Annotated in this window: 19 protein-coding genes and 1 pseudogene; 1 reads left to right on the top strand and 19 read right to left on the bottom strand. The window is 51.6% G+C overall.

What is annotated here, in order from left to right; all coding sequences use genetic code 11:
• Positions 1-26 precede the first annotated feature (26 nt).
• From JZI27_RS04050 to coxB, 6 genes are all read right to left on the bottom strand, one after another.
• Positions 27-488: a PaaI family thioesterase gene (locus tag JZI27_RS04050; protein WP_122909948.1), complete on the bottom strand. Its 462-nt coding sequence runs from the start codon at positions 486-488 to the stop codon at positions 27-29.
• A 3-nt stretch (positions 489-491) separates the two neighbouring features.
• Positions 492-791 (bottom strand): EthD family reductase, encoded by a 300-nt coding sequence (locus tag JZI27_RS04045; RefSeq protein WP_122909949.1) that lies wholly within the window; start codon positions 789-791, stop codon positions 492-494.
• A 224-nt stretch (positions 792-1,015) separates the two neighbouring features.
• Positions 1,016-1,333, bottom strand: a complete 318-nt coding sequence (locus tag JZI27_RS04040) for a cytochrome C oxidase subunit IV family protein (RefSeq protein ID WP_251243331.1) — start codon at positions 1,331-1,333, stop codon at positions 1,016-1,018.
• 2 nt (positions 1,334-1,335) lie between these two features.
• Positions 1,336-1,962, bottom strand: coding sequence for a cytochrome c oxidase subunit 3 (locus tag JZI27_RS04035; protein WP_122909951.1), 627 nt, complete (start codon positions 1,960-1,962; stop codon positions 1,336-1,338).
• Positions 1,962-3,806, bottom strand: coding sequence for a cytochrome c oxidase subunit I (gene ctaD / locus JZI27_RS04030; protein ID WP_122909952.1), 1,845 nt, complete (start codon positions 3,804-3,806; stop codon positions 1,962-1,964). The genes JZI27_RS04035 and ctaD overlap by 1 nt, the downstream gene beginning before the upstream one ends.
• Before the next feature lie 42 nt (positions 3,807-3,848).
• A complete protein-coding gene (gene coxB, locus JZI27_RS04025) occupies positions 3,849-4,877 on the bottom strand; it encodes a cytochrome c oxidase subunit II (protein WP_280206859.1) in 1,029 nt (342 codons plus the stop codon).
• A 336-nt stretch (positions 4,878-5,213) separates the two neighbouring features.
• Between coxB and JZI27_RS04020 the strand changes: the two genes are divergently transcribed.
• A complete protein-coding gene (locus tag JZI27_RS04020) occupies positions 5,214-6,056 on the top strand; it encodes an SDR family oxidoreductase (RefSeq protein WP_280206858.1) in 843 nt (280 codons plus the stop codon).
• 216 nt (positions 6,057-6,272) lie between these two features.
• Here JZI27_RS04020 and JZI27_RS04015 read toward each other — a convergent pair whose 3' ends face one another.
• The 13 genes and pseudogenes from JZI27_RS04015 to JZI27_RS03955 all read right to left on the bottom strand — a co-directional run bounded on the left by JZI27_RS04015 (position 6,273) and on the right by JZI27_RS03955 (position 22,173).
• Positions 6,273-6,623, bottom strand: a complete 351-nt coding sequence (locus tag JZI27_RS04015) for a hypothetical protein (protein WP_280206857.1) — start codon at positions 6,621-6,623, stop codon at positions 6,273-6,275.
• A gap of 124 nt (positions 6,624-6,747) precedes the next feature.
• Complete coding sequence (locus JZI27_RS04010) at positions 6,748-7,365, bottom strand: SurA N-terminal domain-containing protein (RefSeq protein WP_122909956.1); 618 nt, start codon at positions 7,363-7,365, stop codon at positions 6,748-6,750.
• Positions 7,366-7,485: 120 nt separating this feature from the next.
• Positions 7,486-7,905: a hypothetical protein gene (locus JZI27_RS04005; protein ID WP_183185139.1), complete on the bottom strand. Its 420-nt coding sequence runs from the start codon at positions 7,903-7,905 to the stop codon at positions 7,486-7,488.
• Between the two features lie 185 nt (positions 7,906-8,090).
• Positions 8,091-10,967 (bottom strand): VWA domain-containing protein, encoded by a 2,877-nt coding sequence (locus JZI27_RS04000; RefSeq protein ID WP_280206856.1) that lies wholly within the window; start codon positions 10,965-10,967, stop codon positions 8,091-8,093.
• Entirely contained in the window at positions 10,957-12,810 is a 1,854-nt protein-coding gene (locus JZI27_RS03995) for a vWA domain-containing protein (protein WP_280206924.1), read from the bottom strand. The genes JZI27_RS04000 and JZI27_RS03995 overlap by 11 nt, the downstream gene beginning before the upstream one ends.
• Positions 12,811-12,834: 24 nt before the next feature.
• Entirely contained in the window at positions 12,835-13,716 is an 882-nt protein-coding gene (locus tag JZI27_RS03990; protein ID WP_251243326.1) for a DUF58 domain-containing protein, read from the bottom strand.
• Positions 13,713-14,696: an AAA family ATPase gene (locus JZI27_RS03985; RefSeq protein WP_122909960.1), complete on the bottom strand. Its 984-nt coding sequence runs from the start codon at positions 14,694-14,696 to the stop codon at positions 13,713-13,715. The genes JZI27_RS03990 and JZI27_RS03985 overlap by 4 nt, the downstream gene beginning before the upstream one ends.
• Positions 14,697-14,713: 17 nt before the next feature.
• Complete coding sequence (locus JZI27_RS03980; protein ID WP_280206855.1) at positions 14,714-16,477, bottom strand: hypothetical protein; 1,764 nt, start codon at positions 16,475-16,477, stop codon at positions 14,714-14,716.
• A gap of 3 nt (positions 16,478-16,480) precedes the next feature.
• Positions 16,481-17,368 carry an ABC transporter permease gene (locus JZI27_RS03975; protein ID WP_122909962.1) on the bottom strand — a complete coding sequence of 296 codons (888 nt, stop codon included), beginning with the start codon at positions 17,366-17,368 and terminating at the stop codon, positions 16,481-16,483.
• Complete coding sequence (locus tag JZI27_RS03970) at positions 17,365-18,291, bottom strand: ABC transporter ATP-binding protein (protein ID WP_122909963.1); 927 nt, start codon at positions 18,289-18,291, stop codon at positions 17,365-17,367. The genes JZI27_RS03975 and JZI27_RS03970 overlap by 4 nt, the downstream gene beginning before the upstream one ends.
• Positions 18,288-20,669, bottom strand: coding sequence for a DUF7408 domain-containing protein (locus tag JZI27_RS03965; RefSeq protein ID WP_280206854.1), 2,382 nt, complete (start codon positions 20,667-20,669; stop codon positions 18,288-18,290). The genes JZI27_RS03970 and JZI27_RS03965 overlap by 4 nt, the downstream gene beginning before the upstream one ends.
• A 97-nt stretch (positions 20,670-20,766) precedes the next feature.
• Positions 20,767-20,985 (bottom strand): annotated as a pseudogene (locus JZI27_RS03960) (transposase zinc-binding domain-containing protein); the annotation flags it as partial.
• Positions 20,986-21,213: 228 nt separating this feature from the next.
• Entirely contained in the window at positions 21,214-22,173 is a 960-nt protein-coding gene (locus JZI27_RS03955; RefSeq protein ID WP_122909965.1) for a proline dehydrogenase family protein, read from the bottom strand.
• Between the last annotated feature and the right edge of the window lie 82 nt (positions 22,174-22,255).

The following is a 22,255-nucleotide window of genomic DNA, read 5'->3' as shown; positions in this document are numbered from 1 at the left end:
CTTTTCCTGTCCGCAACTCCTGTTTTCTATCTCTCTTCATCAATCGCAACAAAGTATTCGTTTTTCCGATAAGCCAGTGCGTCGAGCGTAGCTACCAGTCCATGCTCTGTCTCGACACGAATCCGATACCAGGCAGTTCGATTGTTTTTCTTTTCCTCCGTCGCCGTCGCGACCAGACGATTTCCTTTCATTGCAGCAGCCAAAAAACCGATATTCATGGAAAGGGCTACCGAGGTTTTCCCGTAGGAGTTGCACGCAGCTGCAAAAGTGAAATCTGCCAGCGAAAAGATAATGGCTCCATGTGCGGTTCCATGCGCATTCAGCATGTGATCCTGCACAGTCACTTCTGCTGTAGCTGTACCTTCGCCCAGCTCAACCAGCCTGATCCCCAAAAACTGAGCGAACTGATCCTGGACCAGCTTGCCACAGATTTCATCGTAATGCTTGCGGTGCAGCTCACTTTCGTCCACGATTCGTTTTGTACTCATCGCTTATACCACTTCAGCAAAGTGCATCGATACTACCTGACCAGCGAAACCGCGCAGGTCTTTTCCGGATGCACGGCCCTCTGGTGATGACAACGCTTCCATCATGGCCTCTTTGGATTCGAAGTACATTTCTGCCATCAGATGCAAATCACTTTCGCCAGCAGGCGAACCCACAATTTTGCTTACCTCCATTTTGATCAGGCCCGGCATTTTTTCAGCCAACGGTGCATGCACCTCGAAGTAATGCTTGTCAAACGCCTCGACATCCTCAGGTTTCCGATAAATCGCTACCAATTTAACCATCATGATTCCACCCTTTTCTTTTAGAGTCATTACAAAATATGTGACGACTTATTTATATAACGTTATTATAACGTTCGTTGTTTTTTTATTATATAAACTCTTCCGAAGTGGCGCAAGTATTTTTAAAAGAGCAAATAAAAAGGGAATACATTATTTTCAGATAGTTTATAGCAAAAAAGAGAGCAGACCAATGTCTACTCTCTTCCAATACGTTTGATTTTGCCCTACACCCAAACCCAGAACACGAACACGACAATCGCTGCTGCGATGAAAAACAACCCAGCAAAGATACTGATTCGCGCAAACTCATGTCCTTTTTGGTCCATATGCATCCAGACAAAGAGTTGGAAAAAGGCTTGCACAAATGCCAGAATCACGATAAACGGTACGGTGAATCCAATCGGAATCACTTCAAAGGCTACCGCAATAAAGGCAAGTGCAGTCAGCACGAGGGAGCCGATAAAGGCCACCATGTGCCTTTTTACTCCTCCGTGACTTACTTTCGGCTTACGTACTTCTTCGTTATGTGCTCCTGCTCCCATTGTTAACCCACCTTTCCACCGATCATACCCATGAGGTATACCACGGTAAAGATGAATACCCAAACTACGTCAATGAAGTGCCAGTAAAGGCAAGCCAGATAGAATTTTGGAGCTGTAACTACTGTCAGGCCTTTCTTCACGGTTTGTAATTGAACGGACAGAATCCAACAAATCCCGAACGCTACGTGACCACCGTGGAAGCCGACCAGCGTATAGAAGGCAGATCCGAAAGCACTGGAACCCATTGTATGTCCCATGCTTGTGTAGTGAACGAACTCATAAATTTCCAAAGCCAGAAACGCAGCGCCCAAAATAACGGTAATCGTCATCCAGGTTTGCAGTTGTTTCAGGTTTTTCTTGTGCAAAGCCAGAACAGCCATTACGCTCGCCATCGAACTGGTCAAGAGGAGCAAGGTAGCTGCTGCCACGAGCGGCATGTCAAACAATTGCTGCGAAGTCGGTCCGCCATTCGCTTGGTCGCGAAGTGCGATAAAAGTAGCAAACAAGGAACCGAAAAGGACGGTCTCGCCGCCGAGGAAGAGCCAGAAGCCAAGAATCTTATTCTTGCCTTCAAGGGTGGCTTTTTCCGGTTCGTCAGGCAATACTGCATGTGCGTGATGTGTAGCCATTAAGCCTTAACCCCTTTCCCTTCAATTTCTTCCGGTTCGATGTGGTAACCAGGATCATCCTTCAACGAGCGAGCCAGCATGCAGCCAAAGTTGACTGCCATACCGAGCCCTACGAGCCAGTAGTTGTGGAACATGAAGCCATAGCCTGCGACAAACAATGCCACAGACATCAAGAATGGCAAGATAGAAGGCGATGGCATGTGAATAGAACCAAGCGGCTCTGCCGGAGTCATACCCTTGTTGCCAGCCATTTTTTCTACCCACAGTGCATCCAGTCCGCGAACCAGTGGAGTTTGTGCAAAGTTGTACTCTGGTGGTGGCGATGGAATCGACCATTCCAGTGTGCGTGCATCCCAAGGGTCAGCAGGTGCTTTTTGCGTGCTTTTTGCAGCTACAAAGCCGTTGACAATGAACAGGATGGTACCAAGCGTCATTCCAATTACACCGATCGAACTGATAAAGTTACCAACTTCCAAACCTTGACCAGCCAGGTACGTATAAACGCGGCGTGGCATCCCCATCAGACCCAAGAAGTGCTGCGGGAAGAAGGTCAAGTGGAAACCGATAAAGAACGTCCAGAAATTCCATTTACCGATGGTTTCGTTCAGCATTTTACCGAACATTTTTGGCCACCAGTAGTAGAGACCTGCGAACAGTCCGAATACCAGACCACCGACGATTACGTAGTGGAAGTGAGCGACTACGAAGTAGCTGTCATGGTATTGATAGTCAGCCGGAGGAACGGCAAGCATGATCCCTGTCATCCCACCGATTGTAAATGTCGGGATAAACCCTACAGCAAACAGGTTAGCTGTCGTGAAGCGGATTTGTCCACCCCACATGGTCAACAGCCAGTTAAAGATCTTAATACCTGTAGGTACGGCAATCAACATGGTTGCCAGACCGAACAAGGTGTTTGCAATAGCTCCAAGACCGGTAGTAAACATGTGGTGAGCCCACACCATGAAGCCCAAGAAACCGATCAGCGCTGTCGCGAATACCATGGAGCTGTAACCGAACAGACGCTTTCTGGAGAATGTACTCACAACCTCGGAAATGATACCGAAAGCCGGGAGAATCAAAATGTATACTTCGGGGTGACCGAAGATCCAGAACAAGTGCTCCCAGATGATAACGTTACCACCAGCATCAGGGTTGAAGAAGTTTCCGCCAAACAGACGGTCGAACATCAGCAATACCAGACCAACCGTGATCGCAGGGAAAGCGAACAGGATCAAACCGGAAGTGATGAAGGACGCCCATGTAAAGATCGGCATGCGCATGAAGGTCATACCTGGCGCGCGCATGTTGATAATGGTAACCAAGAAGTTGATACCACCGATCAGAGTACCCAGACCGGCGATCTGCAAACCAAGAACGTAGAAGTCTACACCACTACCGCTATATTGGTTCAGCGACAAAGTTGCGTAGGATGTCCAACCGGCATCAGGCGCTCCGCCCATGAACCAGCTGGTGTTGAGCAATACTCCCCCGAAGAAGAAGAGCCAGAAGCCAAGGGAGTTCAAAAACGGAAACGCTACGTCGCGTGCACCAATTTGCAAGGGCACGACAGCGTTCATCAGTGCAAAGATGATCGGCATCGCTGCCAAGAAGATCATCGTGGTGCCGTGCATAGTAATAAGTTCGTTAAAAGTCTTGGCACCGATAACGTTGAGCTCTGGATAAACGAGCTGCAAACGGATCAGTATTGCCTCTAAACCACCGGCAAGGAAGAAAATCCCACCGGCGATCAAGTACAGAATCCCGATTTTCTTGTGGTCAACTGTCGTGAGCCAATCCCACAGCCCGGTACGTTTTGGTGCGTGAGAAGCATGTGCAGACACGGTTTTACCTCCTTTTAAGCGTCACTGCCTACGGCAAGTACATTACTTTTTATCTTCCACACTCAGTGTAGACATGTACTCTACAAGTGCGTTAACTTGCGTTTCATCCAGGTTGAGGTTAGGCATGTTATTAGCTGGCTTCAACTTTTGAGGGTCTTTCAACCACTCCGCAACGTTTTGAGGTGTGTTTGCCAGAATACCAGCAACACGCTCACGATCTGCAAAGTTGGTCAGGTTTGGACCCAATTTTCCACCTTTACCTGCAATCGCATGGCAGCCCAAGCAGCTCTTGTTAAAGAGTTCTTCACCTTGTTGTGCAACCTGGGAAGTAGCAGCTACTGGTTCTGCAGCTTGAACACCCTTCATTTTGGCAGTCCAAGCATCGAAATCAGCTTGTTCCATGACCTCAACTTTGAAGTCCATCAAGGCATGGGACGCTCCACAGAGCTCCGCACATTTTCCGTAGAAAATACCGGTTTTGTCTGCTTGCAGCCAGAGTTCGTTCTCTAAGCCCGGGTTGGTATCGATCTTACCACCAAGAGCCGGAATCCAGAATGCGTGCTTTACGTCAGCGGCTGTCAAGGTAAACTGAACCTTTTTGCCAACTGGCATAACCAGATCCTGTGCGGTAGCTACACCAAGATCAGGGTATTCGAATTCCCACCAGTACTGGTGAGCGGTTACCCTTACTTGAATAGCTTCTTCAGGGGAATACTTTTTGTGCAGTTCAAAACCTGTCGTAACAGTTGGAACCGCCATCACAATCAGAAGCAGGAACGGAATGACAGTCCAAAGAATCTCTAACGCATGGTTGCCTTCCACCTGTTTCGGAATTCCTTGCTGTCCCGGACGCTTACGATATCGAATAAGTACGTACGTAAAGATCAGCATAACGACAATAAATACGCCGATCATGATAGAAAAGGACAGCTTCATCAAATCGAATTGCATAGCTGCAACTGGACCTGAAGGCCTGAGAGCGGAGAGCTCTTCTCTGCCACAACCGGTTAATGCCAGCGACAGCAGACCAAACAGGAGCAGCTGACGCCAATACTGTTGCCAACCCTTCATACCTATGAACCCCTCTTTCTTCGTGTTGGTAACGTTCTAGCCACGCCTTGTAGCTAGAATGTAAATGCTCGCTCATTTGTTCGTTTCCGTTGGAAAACTCTACTTTTCACAACTATGATACCCAATAGCGAAAAGTATTAGCAACCATTCCGTGAACAAACAAAATGAGTAAAAGGGTATCTAACCCTCCTACCCAGCGTAGTACCCATTTAAGTATACATAAATTTGCCTTATTACAAAGTCTATTTGTTATCATTTTGTTAACAAATTTATGAACAAATTTGTGAACTTTCTTTTATTCTAGAAGTTATACCAGAAACAAGAAGGAGAAAAGTCATGCACAACAGGCCGATTGCACTAGTTACAGGGACTTCAAGCGGTTTCGGTATGCACGCATCTGTCGCTCTCGTCAAGGCGGGGTTTCATGTAATTTCTACCATGCGGGATACCAGCAAGCGCGCTGAACTTGACAAACTGGCAAGCATGCATCTAGCCAGCGAGCATTTGGAGGTGCTTTCTCTCGACGTCACCAACCCAGCTGAAATTTCTCGTACCATCGCATCCATCCTCAACCGCCACCAAACCATTGATTTACTGCTCAATAATGCCGGACTTGCCTGCGGCGGCTACGTGGAGGAGATCGCGAGCGAGGAGTGGCGCCAACAATTTGAAGTGAATGTCTTCGGCTTGATTGAAGTCACTCGTGCCGTACTCCCTACTATGCGAGAACAAAAGTCTGGCCGGATTATCAATCTGAGCAGCATCAGTGGCCGTTTCGGTTTTCCCGGACTTGCTCCCTACTCTGCCTCCAAGCATGCTGTGGAGGGGTTCAGTGAATCACTGCGTTTGGAAATGCTCCCTTTTGGCATTCACGTCGTGCTGATTGAACCCGGCTCCTATCGCACGTCCATCTGGGAAAAAGGAATCGCCCAAGCACATATTCGATCTGACTCCCCTTACCAGAAGCAGATGAACCAGATGATGAAAATGGTAGGAAAGATCGTCCGGGACGCCCCTGTTCCTGACGAAGTGATCGCGGCGATTGTTCATGCTGCGACGACGCCCAAGCCAAGGCTGCGCTACCCCGTCGGCCGCGGCGTTCGACTCACGATGATGGCCAAGCAATGTCTTCCTTGGAAGTGGATCGAGTCGGTCGTGTTGCGAAAAATGAAGCCTTAGTCCCATGTGCGGAATTTTCTGACCAAACAAAGAATTGGGCGAGGAGCCAGCCACGAGCCGAAGCGCTGCTCTTAGTAGTGTATACTTTCCGATACTGTAAGAATACCTCTATCGTGGCCAACTCAAGGAGATGCGACCGCGTACTAGAGGTAGGTTCTTCTTGGTCCAGCTATATACATGTAGAATATCGCTTGCTGACCTTTCTGTCAAAGCAGCCTAGATTTCCTCTGTTCTTCTGCTGTTAATCAGCCACCTGTGCTGTAGATACTCTGACACTCCGAAAAAAATCGCGACAAACCCGGCTCCAATCCCTGATATTTGTGCGGTTGGCAGGAAAAACAGACTTCCATAGACGACTAAAAAGCCAATGATAAAATCGGCACCCGTGGTCATCCACAGCGTACCTGGGTGCAGCATGGCCCGCTCCAGTAAAAATCCGATAACAGCAAGGGCAAACCCTACCCCCACCGACTGGTACAAGGAGGCAAAATTCACTTCTGGGAACAATGCGTCAGCTAAAACCACGACGAGAGGACTAATAATCAGCTTTACGATCAAACCGTCCATCCTCTTTCTCTCCTTCCTTTTACGTGGTTTCAGTATGCCCGCTTGCAAGAAAAAAAACCTGCGCCGCTATGGTAGGCTGGCACAGGCTTTACTGATTTCTCGCACGTATGAAGTGAGCTTGCCGTTAAGACTTGTCTGCTTTCAAGGTAGGATCGGCATATTTCACATGATGTTTTTCTTGCAATTCTGTCCACCATTTATCGTAATTCTCCGCCCGACTGCTATCTGTGAGAATCATTTTGATCTGGTCCTTTACCTGCTCAAGCGCGGGGGCCGGCGATCCCATCTGGTCCTTGTTCTGATCATAGTAGGCTTGAATTTGCTCGTCCGTAATCGGAAAAGCTTGATCCAATAATTTATCGCGCGTCATCAGCACCTGCATTTTTTCAGTCAGCTTCACCTTATCCATTCCCATGCTGTTCAAGTAATCGAGGAATGCTTCTTCCGAGCCGATCTGTTGCTGCATCGCAGCCAATTCCTTGTCAATCTCTTCTTTGCTAACGGTTATATTTTGCTGCTTGGCCTCTTGAACAATCAAGGACTGCGCAACCAGCTCATTCATCATTTGCTTTCCGTACAAGCCTTTCATTTCATTGTACAGCTCATATTGGGTAATTTCGGTATCCCCTGCTTTGGCCAAAACCGGATCGCTCTTTTTGCCCCAGGACTCGTACACCCCAAGGACAACTAAACCCAGCAGCAAGATGGAAACCGACAGAATCGAAATATCAAACTTCTTCACGTGGATGTCCTCACTTTCATTTGACTGTCTATAGTATAGCGGATATTTGCGGTAGAAAAATGGAATGGTTGTTACACATCTTTTACACATTTGCATCCGCGTAGCTTTGCATGAAGTCGCCTACCAGAAAAACTTCGTAAACAAAGAGGCAAGCACGGAGGCGAGAACCGGCCCAAGGATTGCCCATATTTGCAGAAAGCGTTCCTGCTTTCTCGATTTGTCTTCTTCTATGCTTCGTACAGCCTGATCCTTTTCTCTACTTTCATTGTTCAGCAACTTCATGATAATATCTTTATCTTTATCTGTCATGAAGGTCTTCACTTCTGCTTCCGTTTGCAGTTTCGTTATTGCTTGCAGCAACTGTATCCGCGATCCGTCCATGTTTTCCAAACGCTTCTCTATTCTCTCCAACCATTTCGTCGCAAGTGCCATTTGTCCCTCAAGCTGATCCATTCGGTCTTCAAACTTGTCCAAACGTTGATCCATTCTTCTAATCTGATCCATTATCGTTCTTCTCTGCTGTTGCTGGTCTCCTGACATCGCTGGCTGCCCTCCTCCGTCTATTGAATACTACTTATATATGTAGAAGAGAGCCTCCTTGCTTGTACCAATACCCCGTTCCGGCTTCACATTGAAGAAATCAGGCTTACTGCCATGCTTGATTGCAGAAGCAAAAAGATGGAACCCTTCTTCTACTAGGTTCCATCTAGGAATGTGGAAAAAGCCTATTTGTTTCTTCGCTTTTTAGCAGCCAACAGACGATTAAATGTTTCATCCTGTTTGCTTTCTGCTTGATCAGCTTTGTTCTGCTCCTTGTGACCCAGAACAGCTTCTGTTTGTTCTGCTTGCTGTGCCGCGACCTTTCTGCCCGATTCCGTTGGAGGCTTTACAGGCTGACCTACGTTCATTTTTGGGGGTTCATCGGCATTTGGTTGAGCTTGTGTTCGCCTTTTCGCCCGTTTCTCCTCCAGCCTGGTCCAAACGGCGTCCTGTTCTTGCTGGGGGTTGTTGGATGAGCGTTGAACCTTTCTACCCTTCCAAAGGCCGCCGAGACGAGACCACCACTGATCCGGTAATTGCAGGCGTCGAACCGCCACATCGAGTGGCCAAAGCAGCGCTGCCAGTATCAGCAGCCATTCCGCTACGAGCTGTGTCTCCCATTTTTCCGGTAGTTCCTTCCCAAAGACTTCATCAGGAGTCGTAATAAAGGAACCCCCTCCTGCCATCAGCCAGCTTTTGGCGACGTGCTCCCCGTCCTCGGTCAGTCCGTATTCCGGCGAGTAGGAGACCGTCAAGCCTGTGGTTTGGCTAGCAGTTACCTGTCCTCCACCCTTTTCCACGATCTGAATCAGGTAACTGCCTGGCTCTGAGGCCGCAAATTCGCCTTCCAAAGTACCCGGTGCAGTCGGTTTCAAACGGATCACCGTCCGCTCCATCTGCTGGTTTAGAACGATTCCCTCCAGCTCTTGTGGCATGGCGGCTCCAGATGGAACGGACACCGTTACTTTTCCGTTGCCACCCACAAGCTCTGTCTGGGTCTTCCATGTGCCTTCATTCACTTGCGGCAGTGTCCAGGCGACGATTTCATTCCAAAACCTGCTGCCGGCTCCCCAGCTTACCCAATCCGGCGCCCATTTGCCTTCCAGATCGCTGGTCCAGGCAATCGTTCTGCCCAGACCGTACTGCCATCGGGCCAAAAGCGGATCATCGTCCTGGCTGATCAGCGATACTTCCGCTGTCTGCTTGGGCGTCGTAGCGACGTAGGCACGCAAGGCTGGCAACTCCTGACGCAAGGAAGACCACTGCCCCGCTCCCGTTCGCGCTGGAACCTGCGGCTTTTCCACGATGAAGGTCCGGCTCGCCAGCGCTGTCTCTTTACTGAAAATCTGCGGGATGGAGGCTGCGTCGTTGGCGAAGTAATAGCGCCCTTTGCCACCCTGGGCAATCATCTCCAGCAATTGTGTATCCGCATCATCACCCAGCGCTACGGTTGAGACCGTGATGTTTTCAGCAGTCAATTGCTGCAAAAGTGCATCATAGGCATCATTTGAACCGGACTGGCCGTCTGTCAGCAAAATGATGTGCTTGCGCTGGCTTTGCATGGATTTGATTCGATCATAGGCCATTTGCAGGGCGGGGAAAATATCAGTACCGCCGTCAGCCTGGATACTGCCGATCTGCTGGTGAATCGCGCTCAGATTAGTTACAGGCTGCGGTGAAACCACTTCCCACGGCGTTCCGTCAAAGGCAATCACCCCGATCTGATCCTGTGCGTTCAGCATGGAAGTGGCACGAATCGCCGCTTCTTTGGCCAATTCCATCTTGTCGTATCCGGTGGCATCTCCCGTCATACTGCCCGACTTGTCGATCACCAGCTGCAAACCGAGCGAAGGCAGCTCCTCTTTTCCCCTCAGATCCATATGGACAGGCAAGGCTTCCTCGATCGGCGTCTGAAACCAGCCACCCATGCCAAAGCTGTCAGCACCGCCCGTCATGATGAGTCCCATGCCAAGATCGCGCACGGCTGTCCGCATTCTCTCCATGTCTGTCTCACCCAGCTGCGTCGCCGATACATCGGCCAAGATCAGGGAAGCGTATTGCTTGTATGCATCCAGCTCCTTGGGAAGCATGGCTAATTCCTTGACTTCCACCTCTATGTTGCCTGCCTTTAGCGCTGACACCAGATTGCTCGCCGCCCCTGGATGCCCTTCCACGATCATCACGCTAGGTGTGCCTGCCACTTGGGTATAGGCAGTCGCCTGGTTGTTGGCGTGACTGGTATCGCGCTGCGCCTCTATCTCGACCCGATAACGGTGAAAGCCCTGTTCTGTCGCCTTTTGGGTAAAGACGTAGCGGTTTTTTCCCTTTTCCACCTGCACGATCTGACTGCCCGCTTCCCGATTGCCTTCATACAATCGCAGGGTCGCCTGGGTCGCTATCGTGCTCTCTACCTCAACGCTTATCGCGTATTCTTCGCCTGCGTATAATTGCTGCGGCACTTGCAGGGAGGTCAAAACCACTTCATTGCCTTGAGGTTGTTGCAATGAAACGACCTCTACCTCAATGCCTCGCTCTTTGACCAGCTGGGTCTCTCGTCCTGCATCACCATGTGTAGCCACACCATCTGTAAGCAGTACGACTTTTCCACGTGCCTGACTCGGGATCATCGCGGCGGCCAGCCTGATTCCTTCCGCCAAATCCGTCGCATGCTTGTTGATCTCTACCCCCAGCTGCTGTACTTCTGCGCGCAAGGTAAGCGGCTGATCCACGGCTGCAGTCGCGCCGACCACGACGACAGCGTACTGGTCGTCCGCCTTCTTGTTTTGGACAGCTTCCCTCATAAACGATATGATCCTCGGATCATCATTCATCGAAGCAGAGCGATCCGCCACGAAAACAATCGTTTTGCCTTGTACGGGAAATAGCAGCTGAAGGCCGGACAGAACCAAGATCAAGAGTGCGAAAACCATCATGCGGATAATGGCGATCGTCATTTTTTTGCTCGTTGCCATTTGCTTTTGCCCCTGCCACCATCGTACGACTACGTAAACGGCGGGTATCAAGAGCAGCAGGAACAGAGGTTGGAGAAAGTTAATACCCACGTTGATACACCCTCCATTCCACAAAAACAACCAATAGAGCCAACGCGACCAGCCAGTTCGTCAGCTCCCTGCTTCCCAACGGTTCGGGTGCCGTTGTCCCATCCCCCTCCGCAGGCTGTCCTCCGCTCGCTCCTACCGCGATAAATCGAGGGGTAATATCGGATTCCTGTTCACTCAAATGAACAGCAAAGTAGCGACTTTGCAAGCCGCTCTCAAGTTGTTCATCCAGGCGGTACAAACCGATCTGATCGGGCACTTGAAACAGCCAGCTCGTTCCCTGTGCCTCTATTACCTGCTTGTGACCATCCGGATAAACGAGTGAGCGTTGGGTTCCACCCGGCGTAAGCGGTACGTTTAGCACCTCGCCAACAGACGCCTGACCGATCGGTGAGGCCTGAGTCGGCGAGAGCCAGCTGATACTGTTTTGCATGAAGATCGGAAATGCAGGACGCAATGGCAAATCGGATTGGTGCAAATCAAAAGCAACAATGACCACGCGCCGTCCTTCCATCATTCCCGCTTTGATCAGATCGCGATTCCCTGCGCGTACCAATGTTTTCATCCCCGGCATCTCATCCAGGACAGCTGCCTTCGCGACATGCACGTCCCGCCAGTCCACATATTTCATAAGCGGATCATCTGGCACGACGGTTTGTGGCTGCTGCTCCAGCTCAGCTACTCCCTTGTAAGGCAGCCAGCTCGTCGCCCGCTCAGGAGCGATCAGCAATATGTTCCCTTCCGGCAGCTGCTCCGGAAGAACACCATCGAAGACCCAGATATCGCGCGCCTGTGCTGTTTGATCCGGCATGTGCTGCTGTGTCTCCACATCCAGCCTGCCTACTGTCTGCAAAGCCTGATGCAAGAAGCGATTGCCCTGTGGCGAGACGAGCACTGCTTTTCCCACACCAGCCGCAAACGGTACGCTCCATCGCTCATTGTCCTGAATCAAACCATCCTGTTCTGGCTCAATCCTCGCACGATAGACGGGTGCCTGCGGCAATGAAGAAAAGGAAAGAGTCTGAGAGCTTCCCGCTGCCACTGAAAACTCCTCAGAATCCAGCAGCTGATTCTCCCCGTTGTACACCATGACTTTTCCGGTAGAAGGCTGTGTTCCCTGATTGTCGATGCGAAGCAAACCTTCCACGCCTGATTTTCCCGGCTGCGTCACGAAGACGCCGATCGCTGAATTTTCCCGAAACAACCCCATTTGCATGAAGCGAAAGGGTCCCGGAAATACGGTAGGTGTACTTGTATCAGAAAGTCGTTCGGACCTTCCGTCTCCCAACCAGACCACTCCACTCCCTGCTTCATTGGCAGCAATCGCTCCTGCCAGAGACAGCGCTGCACTGGTGTCTGATGAGCCCATCTGGGGTGTGATAGACCGGATCGCTTGCAGGATTGCGTCTCGATCGCCGCTTTGCGCCAGCAGCACACGCGGCTGTCTTCCTGCTTCGATCAGCGTCATCACTTGCCCGCTGCCCAATTTATCCACCAGTTGTGTGGCCGCGTGGACAGCCCGGTCAAAACGCGTACCCTCTCCCTCCGTCGCCAACATGCTCCCGGAATTCTCCACGACCAGAATCGTATGCTGATCCGCGATCCCCTGCGTAGGAATGGCAAGACGCATCAAGGCCAAGACCAACAAGAGTGCCGCCAGCAGCTGCAAAAACAACAGGAGGTTGCGCCGTAGCCTTTCCCACGGCCTGACCGCTTCCCAGTTCTGCATCGTGCGCTGCCACAGCAGGGTGCTAGGCACCACGCGATCCTCCACTTTTCGCTTGAGCAGGTAGAGGATGACGATTGCCGGAATGATGAGTGCGAACCAACTGTTACCCAATGCCATCCACTGCAAGTTTCTCTCTCCTCTCTAGCGAATGATTCCTGCTTGTCTGAATACTTGAAAGACGATCTGTTCCAGCGGTTGCTCCGTTTGTACAGCTACATAGGATATTCCTCGTCCGAAGGCAAAGGCAGACAATTGCTGTTGGAAATCACGCAAGCTATTCCGGTACTCCTCCATCAGCAACCCACTGATGGACACCTCTTTTGCCTGTCCAGTCTCTGAATCGATCAGACGGAGCTCACCTTGATAGGTCGGGTCAAGCTCTTCCCCTGACAGCACCTGCACCAGCGTTACATCCTGCCTGGCTGCCTGGAGATAGGCGATTCCCTGCTCATAGCCGGACTCAAACAGGAAATCAGACAGCACAATGGAGACTCCTGCTTTGCCGTGTACAGCACCCGGCGAACGCATGGCGGCCTGCAAATCACCTGTCCCACCTGACTGCATCCGGGATAAAAAATCGAGCAAGCGCATCGCCTGGTTTTTCCCCTGCAATCCACGCAAAGATGCCAGCACTCGTGAATCAAAAGCGTAGACCGAGACATGGTCCAGATGGCACAGAGACAAATACCCGAGAGCAGCAGCCAATTGAACGGCAAATTTCATTTTGTCCGGTTGACCATAGCTCATCGAGCGACTGCAGTCGACGTAGATCGTGACATGCAGCTCGGTTTCGTCCAGAAATTTTTTCAGAAACAGCTTGCCCGAACGAGCGTAAGCATTCCAGTCCAACTGACGCAGATCATCCCCCGGTACATACACGCGGTAGTCAGCGAACTCCATCGAGCTGCCCAACATTCGGGAGCGGCGTTTTCCCGCCTGACTGCCGCTTGCCGTCCGCTTGCTCGCCATCTGCATGCGTTCGAGCCGAGCCAGCCACGACGGATCTAGAATTTGGCTGTTCATGCCTTGTGCGACCCCATTTTCGTGAGAATCTCCCCGACGATCTGATCAGGCAAAATCCCGTTGGCCTCTCCCTCGAAGTTGAGAAAGATCCGATGACGCAGCGCAGGCAGAGCCACAGCGTCGATGTCCTCATAGGCCAGATTGTAGCGTCCGGCGAGCAAGGCGCGTACCTTCGCCAAGGAAACCATCGCTTGAACACCGCGTGGTCCAGCGCCATTGCGAACATATTGGTTGACGGAAGGTATGGCTGACTCTCCCGGCTGTGTCGCGAGCAGCAGCTTGACCGCGTAATCCAACACGCTGTCTGCGACCAGAATGTCCCGGGCAGACTGCTGGATTTCGTAAATTTGCGCTCCTGTCGCCACTTTTTCTACATCATCGAAAGACCCTGTCGTGGTTCTTTTCACAATCGCTTTCAGCTCTTCTTCTGTAGGAAAAGGCACTTGGATTTTGAGCAGGAAACGATCCATTTGTGCTTCAGGCAGCGGGTAGGTTCCCTCCTGCTCCAATGGATTCTGAGTCGCCAGTACGAAAAACGGCTCGGGCAGCGGACGGGTCACACCGCCTGCCGAGACAGTCCGCTCCTGCATCGCCTCCAGCAGGGCGCTCTGGGTCTTCGGTGTAGCGCGGTTGATCTCATCCGCCAGGACTACATGGGCGAAGATCGGACCTGGCTGGAACTGAAAGGACTGCTGTCCCGCTTCGTCCACGCGCAAAATATTGGTTCCAGTAATATCAGTCGGCATCAGGTCAGGGGTGAACTGAATGCGCTGAAAGCTCAGCTCAAAAGCTTGCGACAGCGTGCGCACCAACAGGGTTTTACCCAGGCCAGGCACTCCTTCGAGCAATGCGTGCCCACCGGCAAACACCGCCCACAACAGCTGTTCTACAACCTCTTTTTGTCCCACCAGCACTTTGGCGATTTCCTGTCTTACACGCTCAACCTGCTGCTGACAATCTGGCAAGGCTTGCTGTGTCATCCCCCACTCCTCCATCCTTAATCAGGTTCAATGTTGCTGAAATACTGCTTCACGACTTCTTGATAATCACTCGGAATACTGCCTTTCTCCATGCTTTCGCGGGCAAATTCTGCGTACTCGCCATAGACTTCCGCGTAAGGGAGAGTCCCACCGGAGGAAACTTGCGTGTTTCCGCTTTGCTGCGACTGCGACGGTCCTGCTCCCAAAGGGCCGCTGACTGTATCAGAGGGACCACTGCCATCTCCGATACGCTGGGAAGGCACCGTGACCAGTTCGTGATTTCCGGCTCCCAGTCCAGCGCCTCCACCTTGACCGCTTCCCGCTCCAGTACCTGAACCAGCCCCGTTACCTGCGCCGTTTCCTGCGCCAGTCCCTGTACCTGCCCCGTTGCCTGCTCCAGCACCATTCCCGGCGCCCGCTCCATTTCCTTCCGTGCCCGCTGGATTGCCAGTCCCTGTACCAGAGTCACCTGGAGTGTTGCCTGCAGCAGTACCACTCGGTTGCTGGGATGCACCCGTGCCTGGAGTGGCTGTCCCGGAGGCAGGTGTGCTTGGGCCTGCACCTGCCTGAGCACCTTGGCCTGCTGCCGCATTGTTACTGCCTTGACTGCCTGCGGCCGCACTGGCCAGCGTCATCTGCGACTGCTGCAAAGAAGCTGCTGTCTGTGCTGCTGCGAGCATCCCCTGCTGCGTCCGCCCAGCTGTCGTCAATGCCTGCATCATGCTTTGCTCCAGCACGAGCATGCCTTCCGGGATTTGCCCTTGTGCCAGCTGCTGTGCTGCTTCGGCCATTTGCTGTGCAGCCTGCTGCGCTTCCTTGGAGCCGGTAGCCATCGCTTCCTGACTGAGCTGATCGGCCGTCTGCTCCAGTTCTTTTGCTAGGTTTTCCAGCTCTTGAGCCGACATCGCCTCCAACGCTTGCGCCGTCTGCTGCAAGGCTTCCACCAGCAATTCACGGTCTGCTTTTGCCAGCGCATCGGCTAGCGGACTGGTTGCTGTATGATTGCTCAGCGCCAGCTGTACTCGCTGCAGGGCAGCCTGCTTTCGTACTTCGTTTTCTCTCCATTTATCCAGCTGCTTTTCCGCTGCACGCAGCGCGCTCAGGCGTTCTGCCGGATCATCCGCTTTGGATAAAGCCTCTTTGGCTTGTTCCAACAGCTCTTCCAGCTGCTTTTTTTGTTCTTCGCTCAATGTGTTGTTCGTCTTTGCTTCCTCCTGGATGGCCGCAAGCTCCTGCTGCGCTTCTTCCAGGGCTTGCTGCTCCAATGCCATCTGAGCCAGCCTGCCGTCCTGTGGATTGGGTACGATCAGCAGAACGACCACTACCGCTAAAAGTCCGCCCATCGTGTAGATGTTCCTGCGCACCTGCGGCCAGATCAGGATGCTTTCCACAATCTTGGGCAGCTGCCTACGCAAGTGGCCAAGCGCATCCTCTCGCTGACGCAAAGCGATCACGGATTGACTCTCTCGATGCTCCCATGCAGTAACGGCTCGCTGTGCCAAGCCTTGCTCATCTGCCACTTGCGCAGACTGCTCTAGCGTAGGCCGCTTCCCAAGTGTCAGCAGACCACCCGTCAGCAGCGCCAAGAGCGGTACTGCGATCGCCAACCAGGCGTAATATTGGATTGGCCAAAAACGGGCAACGAGGAGAAGCAAAACGCTTCCCCCCATACCCCACAGGCCGTAGATCGTCAATTGACGAACAAGCTGCCTGACTCCCAGGCGCTTGCGTATCGGCTCCAGCAGCGACTGCAATTCGTTGTTGGATTGGTTCGTGAACATGGCTTACTTCTCCTTGCGTGCCGCCCTGAACAGGCGAGGGCGAACAGGATGGATCGCGTAAATAGCCAGCAACAGGCAAACCACCGTCACCATTCCAAAAAAGATGACATAGTACCAGAAAGGATCGATCGCGGGAAACCAGGTTCCATACCTCAAGCCCACATTGTTCGTTGGTCCTTCTTCAAAAATGTGAAGGATCGCAAACAGGGGGTTCAGACTGTAAATGATGTCCGTCCAGTCTGAATTGGTGCTGGACGGCAGATTGCCCATACGACGCTGGTAACGGATAAACTCCCGAATGATTTCCGCCAGAACCATCGTACCGATCGAATAGCCAAAGACGATGGCATACGTGACGACCGTCGAAATGCCGGTTCGCTTGATCAGGGTGGACAACAGCACACCGATACTGCCGATCCCGAACATCGTGATCAGATAAAAACCAAACACCTTGACTACTTGCACAGGAGAAATACCACCGTACAGAAAGACAATGGCGTACAGCGGAATCGTGGCAAATACCAGAAACGTCATGAAGCTGAGTGAAGACAGCCATTTGCCCAAAATCAGCCGAGTAGCGCTCACGTTGGTGGTCAAAAGAATGCTCAACGTCTGCCTCTCCCGCTCGCCGGAAATAGCGCCCGAAGTCAGACCCGGCACGACAAAAACAATCATGCCCAGCTGCAGAATAGACAGCATCATGAAAAGCTCCCGCGTGTCGTTGGGATTGTAATACGTCCCTCCGTCAGTCTCCAGGAAGATGTAGAACAGGGTGATGCCACCTAAAATAAGCAGGTAGCTAAAAATCATCCAGGGCGAACGCCCGCTTCTCATTCTCATCTTCCACTCGTTGAACAAAACGGGATTGTTCAATCGTCTCAGGATGTTCATGAGCCCACCCCTTTCGTGATTTCCAAAAAGATCTCTTCCAGATCCCCCTGATCTTCATTGAAAGCCGCCACGGGGTAACCGGAAACAGCCAGATCGCGAAACAGCTCGACCTGCTGCTGGTCGTCTCCTGTAAATCCTACTGCGATCCAGTTGCCCTCCTGTGTCACACCTGCGATAGTGGGCTGCTGCCTCAGATGTTCCATCGTCTCCTCGATCCGGTCGAGCAGGCGAATTCGCAAAAGCTTTTTCTCCTGCATCTTGGTGTAGATTTCATCGACCCGGCCAAATGCGACCAGATTTCCTTCCTCGACAATACCGATCACATCACACATCTCCGCCAGCTCCGGCAAAATATGCGAGCTGATAATGATCGTCTTGCCCATGTCCCGCAGCTCCTTGAGAATCTCCCGCAGTTCGATTCGGGCACGCGGATCCAATCCGGACGCCGGTTCATCCAGAATCAGCACTTCCGGATTGTGAACCAGGCAGCGGGCAAGCCCTAATCTCTGCTTCATTCCGCGAGAGAGCGAGTCTACATAGGCATCACGCTTATGGGTCAGATTGACCAGCTCCAGCAGCTGCGGTATGATCTGTTTTCGCTCTGCCAGAGGGATATCGTAATTGGCGCCGTAAAAATCCAGGTATTCTTCCGCTGTCAAATTGTCGTATACGCCGAAAAAGTCTGGCATGTAGCCGATTAGCTTGCGCACTTCCTTCGGCCGCTCTGTGACCTCATATCCACCCACGTACGCTTTTCCGCTGGTAGGCTCCAGTAGAGTAGCCAAGATAGACATTGTCGTAGACTTTCCTGCCCCATTGGGTCCGACGAAGCCAAACACGGTCCCTTTCTCGATTTCCAGTGTCAGTCCTTTGAGAGCTTCCATTTTGCCGTATCGTTTTCGCAGATCCTGAATCCGTATCATCGGGTGATCACCTTCCCTTCCACACTGACAAGCGGTCTGCCAAGGTGGCGATTATCATCTGCGTCATGAGACAGTTGGATGCGAAGTGTGCCAGCTTCAGACACGTAGCTCGCGGCTTTGTCTCCCGTCATGATGTTGTTCACAAACACATTTTCATACGCTTCAAAGCTTTCCGTCTGCCAGTTGTAGATCTCCTTGGAGAAATAGGCACTGTCCTCCGACCAGGTGAACATGTAGAGCTTGCTGATCTCCAGCTGCTCACCATTGGGACGAAGATCGATGTCAAAGGTGATATTCCCTTTTTCCATGTAATAGCCATTCGGGACCTCTTCCAGTTTGGCTGTATTTCCCGACTTGATGATATCGAAGGAACCTGCCGGATAAAACACCTCTCCACTCTCGGATGGCTTCACCTGCAATGGTGCTTTGACCAACGAGATGCCTTCTGACTTTGCTGGCGAACCCTCTACGGAGACCTCTGTCACGGCCTGATCTGTCCAGCCCATGATCATCAAGGGAGAGGCCAGACTAGGGTCGTAGCTGCCGTAATCTCTTTCCTCCAGTACCTGAACCATCAGCTCTTCACGTGTTTCGTACCGCATGCCGGTCTGTTTGTTCTGTGGTACCAGTCTGCTGCTGATCCGATGCATCTTGCCCTGCAGCAGCTGTGCAGACGGCGCGTAGTTCAGATCTACCTCGACCGAGCTGCCAGGCGCAAGCTCGGGGACGTCCTGTATCTGGGTTCCAGCCAGGATTCGCACGTCACGCAAGTGGTACTTGGTCTGATTGGTGACCGTTCCTTTCAGTTTTCCATTCGAATACGTCAAGGCCGATACAAACCCGCCTGTATCTGCGACATATTGTTGGGATACGACATTGCGCATCGACCAGAACTCTACATTGCGGAAGTTCAGCTCGGCACGATCCACATCCAGCAGGGACCAGAGATTCAGATTCTCTTCTGATCGTCTTCCTGTGAGTGACGGTTCCGCCAAGCCCGGACCGTGTACGATCATCTTGTAATCGCCACTGCTCGGCACAAACATCGCGGTGACGGCACTCACCTTGGCCTGTCCGGAATTATTGAGCTCTACCAATCCAGCCTGATGCAAGGAAATGCCTGTACCACGCTGATAGGCCCCGAATGAAAAAATGCCCAGACCCGTGATCACCGAAAGAATCGGCACCACTACCCACATATAGTTTTGTTTTCTTTTATATCGCAAAATAAAGAACAGAATGGGGCCAGCAATCAATGCATAGACACCGAAAAGCAGTGCAAACCAGCTCACCTCTGGAAGCTTTAAAGAAGGAATCTGCTCGGACGCTCTTCGCAGCGGCCAGACCTGATCCTGCAGCTGGTAGTTTTTTTCCTGAAACAGTGTCGAGCCAAAAGCATTGGGCAGCATTTCTGCCCACAATCGGCCATTTCCAGACCAGCTTGCCAATGGCTCCTGCGCCAGATCATAGGCGACGTACAGGACTTTTCCCTCACCAAAGTTGCGGGCGACGAACAAAGGAATCCCGTTTTCTTCTGCGAGCACTTTCCCTTCCTTGAGGGTACCTGTACTCACCGTAAAGGGAGAAGTCAGTTCAAGCGCATTGTCCTCCACCTGCAATGCAGTAAATGTCTGCACAAGTGCTTCCCCTGTCACCTCAACTGGCGACAGGTCCTGCAAGGTTCCGACTGTTTTCTTATATTGAGGTCCTCCTGCTACGACCAGCAATCCACCTAACTGGGTCCATTCGCGAATAGCCTGAATTTGTCCGGCATTCAGCGTATCAAGCGCAAAATTGTTCAAGATGAGCATGTCTACCATTTGCAGCTGTACGCCTGATACGGGTACCAGCTCCGGCTTCATGGGAAAAACCTTGACGTTCTTGGTCCATACATCTCTTGGCATGACACCGAGGTAATTGGCTGTATTCGGATTTTGGGCCAACACGCCGATCATCAGGGTATTGCCACTGTATCCCATGCTGGATACGCGCGTCTGCGCCAGCACTTGATCGCCTTGCATAAAGGAGACGTGTGTATACGTTTGAATGTGATGTCCCGGAACGACAATCGTGACCTGTTTCGTAACCCCGCTCGCCACGGATACAGGTTGGTAATGCGCAACCCCGTTCGTGCTCGCATTATGATCACCAGCCGTCACAACCAAGTCGCCTTCGATATCAGCGCCTAGATTGGTGATACTCACCTGGACGGGAACCAGACCCGTTTCTTTAAATGACCCTTCAAAGCCGATCTTGGCATCCAGCTTGATCGCCACTTCTGCTTGCGCAACTGCAGCAATGCCCGTGGGCATCATTGCCATCATCATCAAGCACATGCATAACGCCAGCAACCAGCGCCTCGACTTTCCTGTAACCATGAATGCATACCCCCATAGACGGCTCATCTGCGAATGGTCCGTCTTTTTCATACAAATATAGACGTTTACAATCATGAAAAAGCTACATGATTATGCAGGAAGAACGAGTACAAAATCGTCCCTTACAACGGAATGGAACTCTTTTTGTATGATGACATCCTTCACAAACGAATAGTTTAAATCCGTTTTTAGGGTTTCCGCAGTTAAGAAACTTTTGAACTTCTTTCAGAACCGAAGGACGGATTCTTTCCCCATACTTTTTAACAAAGGGATTCCAATGATCGATAAAAATCTGTTTAAGAATATTTGTCTCCATATAACGATTTTACCAACAAATAGAGGGACTTGCGCCCCTCAAAATTATATACTTTCCTATATAGTAAGAAAACCTCTATCGAGGCCATTTCAATGACGTGCGACCGCGTTTTAGAGGTAGGTTATTCTTGCAGTATCGGGACGTTTTACTCACAGAAGTTTATACTTTCCGATACTGTAAAAAAATCCACTCTTTTCCAAAAAGAGTGGATTTTGCTGTCTGGTCTGCTCATTCGTAACCCGGATTTTGGGTACGAGAAGGCTCCGCCATATCTGCAATGGCCTGGTGGATGTGAGGCGGATATTCTGCCAACCGATGACAAAGATAGAGGTACCACTCCGTCCCGTAGGTGAGGTAGAGTCGCACAGTGACACCTTTATCCCGCATCAATCTGGCCTGCTCTGGCCGAACGCCGTACAGCATTTCCAGCTCAGCGTGCCGCAGGTGCAGATAGCCTCTTCTCTCCAGCTCGTCGATCAGGAGCTGATCGTGGGTCGCAAAAGAAATGTCGTGACCAGACAGGGCACACCGCTCTGCAAGCAGCAAATACCGTTCGTTCAACTCCTCGCCGCGTCCCAAGGCGACCGCTTCATGCTCCCGAAACGCTCCTTTCACCAGCCGAATTTTCCCTGGCTTCTGCAAGACCTTCGTCAGGTCGTCGAATGACCGATGGAGATGGGCTTGAATGGTGATCCCGATATTTTCATGCCTCTCTGCCAGCTGCTCATACAGCTGGACAATAGCTTCTGTCTTAGTCGATTCCTCCATGCTGACCATGAGGTAATGATCCTGTTTGCGCGCCTCTTCCGCCATTTCCTCCGCATGGGTATACGCCAGCTGCGGATCGAGAAGCAGCCCAATATGTGACAAGTCGAACGATATTCCAACAGGTCGGCGGATTCTCCCGCAATCTCGTGCTAGCTGAATAAAATGCTCTTTTGCCTGGCTACACTCCTGTATGGTCTTGGTATTTTCCCCGATGTACTCGGCTGACAACAGGTATCCCTGATCCGCCAGCACGACGGCCCGCTCCAACAGCTCCGCACTTGTCTCCCCAGTCACGTATCGCTTCGCTGCAGCCAGCAGCAGCGTGTACAACTGCGGTGACTGCATCACCATTTCCTGGATTGCTGGATTGCGCGCAATCGTCCTCAACACTTCCGCTGTCTTGATTTCCTCTCCTCGCATGGTCTTGCCTCCCGTCATGGATGTGGACTTCTTCGCACAACCATATCATGGTAAGCTAAACTCGATTAGGACCAGTTTCCAG

Source organism: Brevibacillus sp. AY1 (assembly GCF_029870785.1).
GTDB lineage: Bacteria > Bacillota > Bacilli > Brevibacillales > Brevibacillaceae > Brevibacillus > Brevibacillus invocatus.
This window is presented reverse-complemented; position numbering and strand designations above follow the sequence as displayed.

What these genes read in the sequence shown, in the direction of transcription:
- JZI27_RS04020 (WP_280206858.1), top strand. Translation starts at nt 5,214, where the DNA reads ATGCACAACAGGCCGATTGCACTAGTTACAGGGACTTCAAGCGGTTTC.
- JZI27_RS03985 (WP_122909960.1), bottom strand. Translation starts at nt 14,696, where the DNA reads ATGACACAGCAAGCCTTGCCAGATTGTCAGCAGCAGGTTGAGCGTGTA.
- JZI27_RS04005 (WP_183185139.1), bottom strand. Translation starts at nt 7,905, where the DNA reads ATGTCAGGAGACCAGCAACAGCAGAGAAGAACGATAATGGATCAGATT.
- JZI27_RS04015 (WP_280206857.1), bottom strand. Translation starts at nt 6,623, where the DNA reads ATGGACGGTTTGATCGTAAAGCTGATTATTAGTCCTCTCGTCGTGGTT.
- JZI27_RS04045 (WP_122909949.1), bottom strand. Translation starts at nt 791, where the DNA reads ATGGTTAAATTGGTAGCGATTTATCGGAAACCTGAGGATGTCGAGGCG.
- coxB (WP_280206859.1), bottom strand. Translation starts at nt 4,877, where the DNA reads ATGAAGGGTTGGCAACAGTATTGGCGTCAGCTGCTCCTGTTTGGTCTG.
- JZI27_RS03955 (WP_122909965.1), bottom strand. Translation starts at nt 22,173, where the DNA reads ATGCGAGGAGAGGAAATCAAGACAGCGGAAGTGTTGAGGACGATTGCG.
- JZI27_RS03965 (WP_280206854.1), bottom strand. Translation starts at nt 20,669, where the DNA reads ATGGTTACAGGAAAGTCGAGGCGCTGGTTGCTGGCGTTATGCATGTGC.
- JZI27_RS03990 (WP_251243326.1), bottom strand. Translation starts at nt 13,716, where the DNA reads ATGAACAGCCAAATTCTAGATCCGTCGTGGCTGGCTCGGCTCGAACGC.
- JZI27_RS04050 (WP_122909948.1), bottom strand. Translation starts at nt 488, where the DNA reads ATGAGTACAAAACGAATCGTGGACGAAAGTGAGCTGCACCGCAAGCAT.
- JZI27_RS04035 (WP_122909951.1), bottom strand. Translation starts at nt 1,962, where the DNA reads ATGGCTACACATCACGCACATGCAGTATTGCCTGACGAACCGGAAAAA.
- JZI27_RS03980 (WP_280206855.1), bottom strand. Translation starts at nt 16,477, where the DNA reads ATGTTCACGAACCAATCCAACAACGAATTGCAGTCGCTGCTGGAGCCG.
- JZI27_RS03995 (WP_280206924.1), bottom strand. Translation starts at nt 12,810, where the DNA reads ATGGCATTGGGTAACAGTTGGTTCGCACTCATCATTCCGGCAATCGTC.
- JZI27_RS03975 (WP_122909962.1), bottom strand. Translation starts at nt 17,368, where the DNA reads ATGAACATCCTGAGACGATTGAACAATCCCGTTTTGTTCAACGAGTGG.
- JZI27_RS03970 (WP_122909963.1), bottom strand. Translation starts at nt 18,291, where the DNA reads ATGATACGGATTCAGGATCTGCGAAAACGATACGGCAAAATGGAAGCT.
- JZI27_RS04040 (WP_251243331.1), bottom strand. Translation starts at nt 1,333, where the DNA reads ATGGGAGCAGGAGCACATAACGAAGAAGTACGTAAGCCGAAAGTAAGT.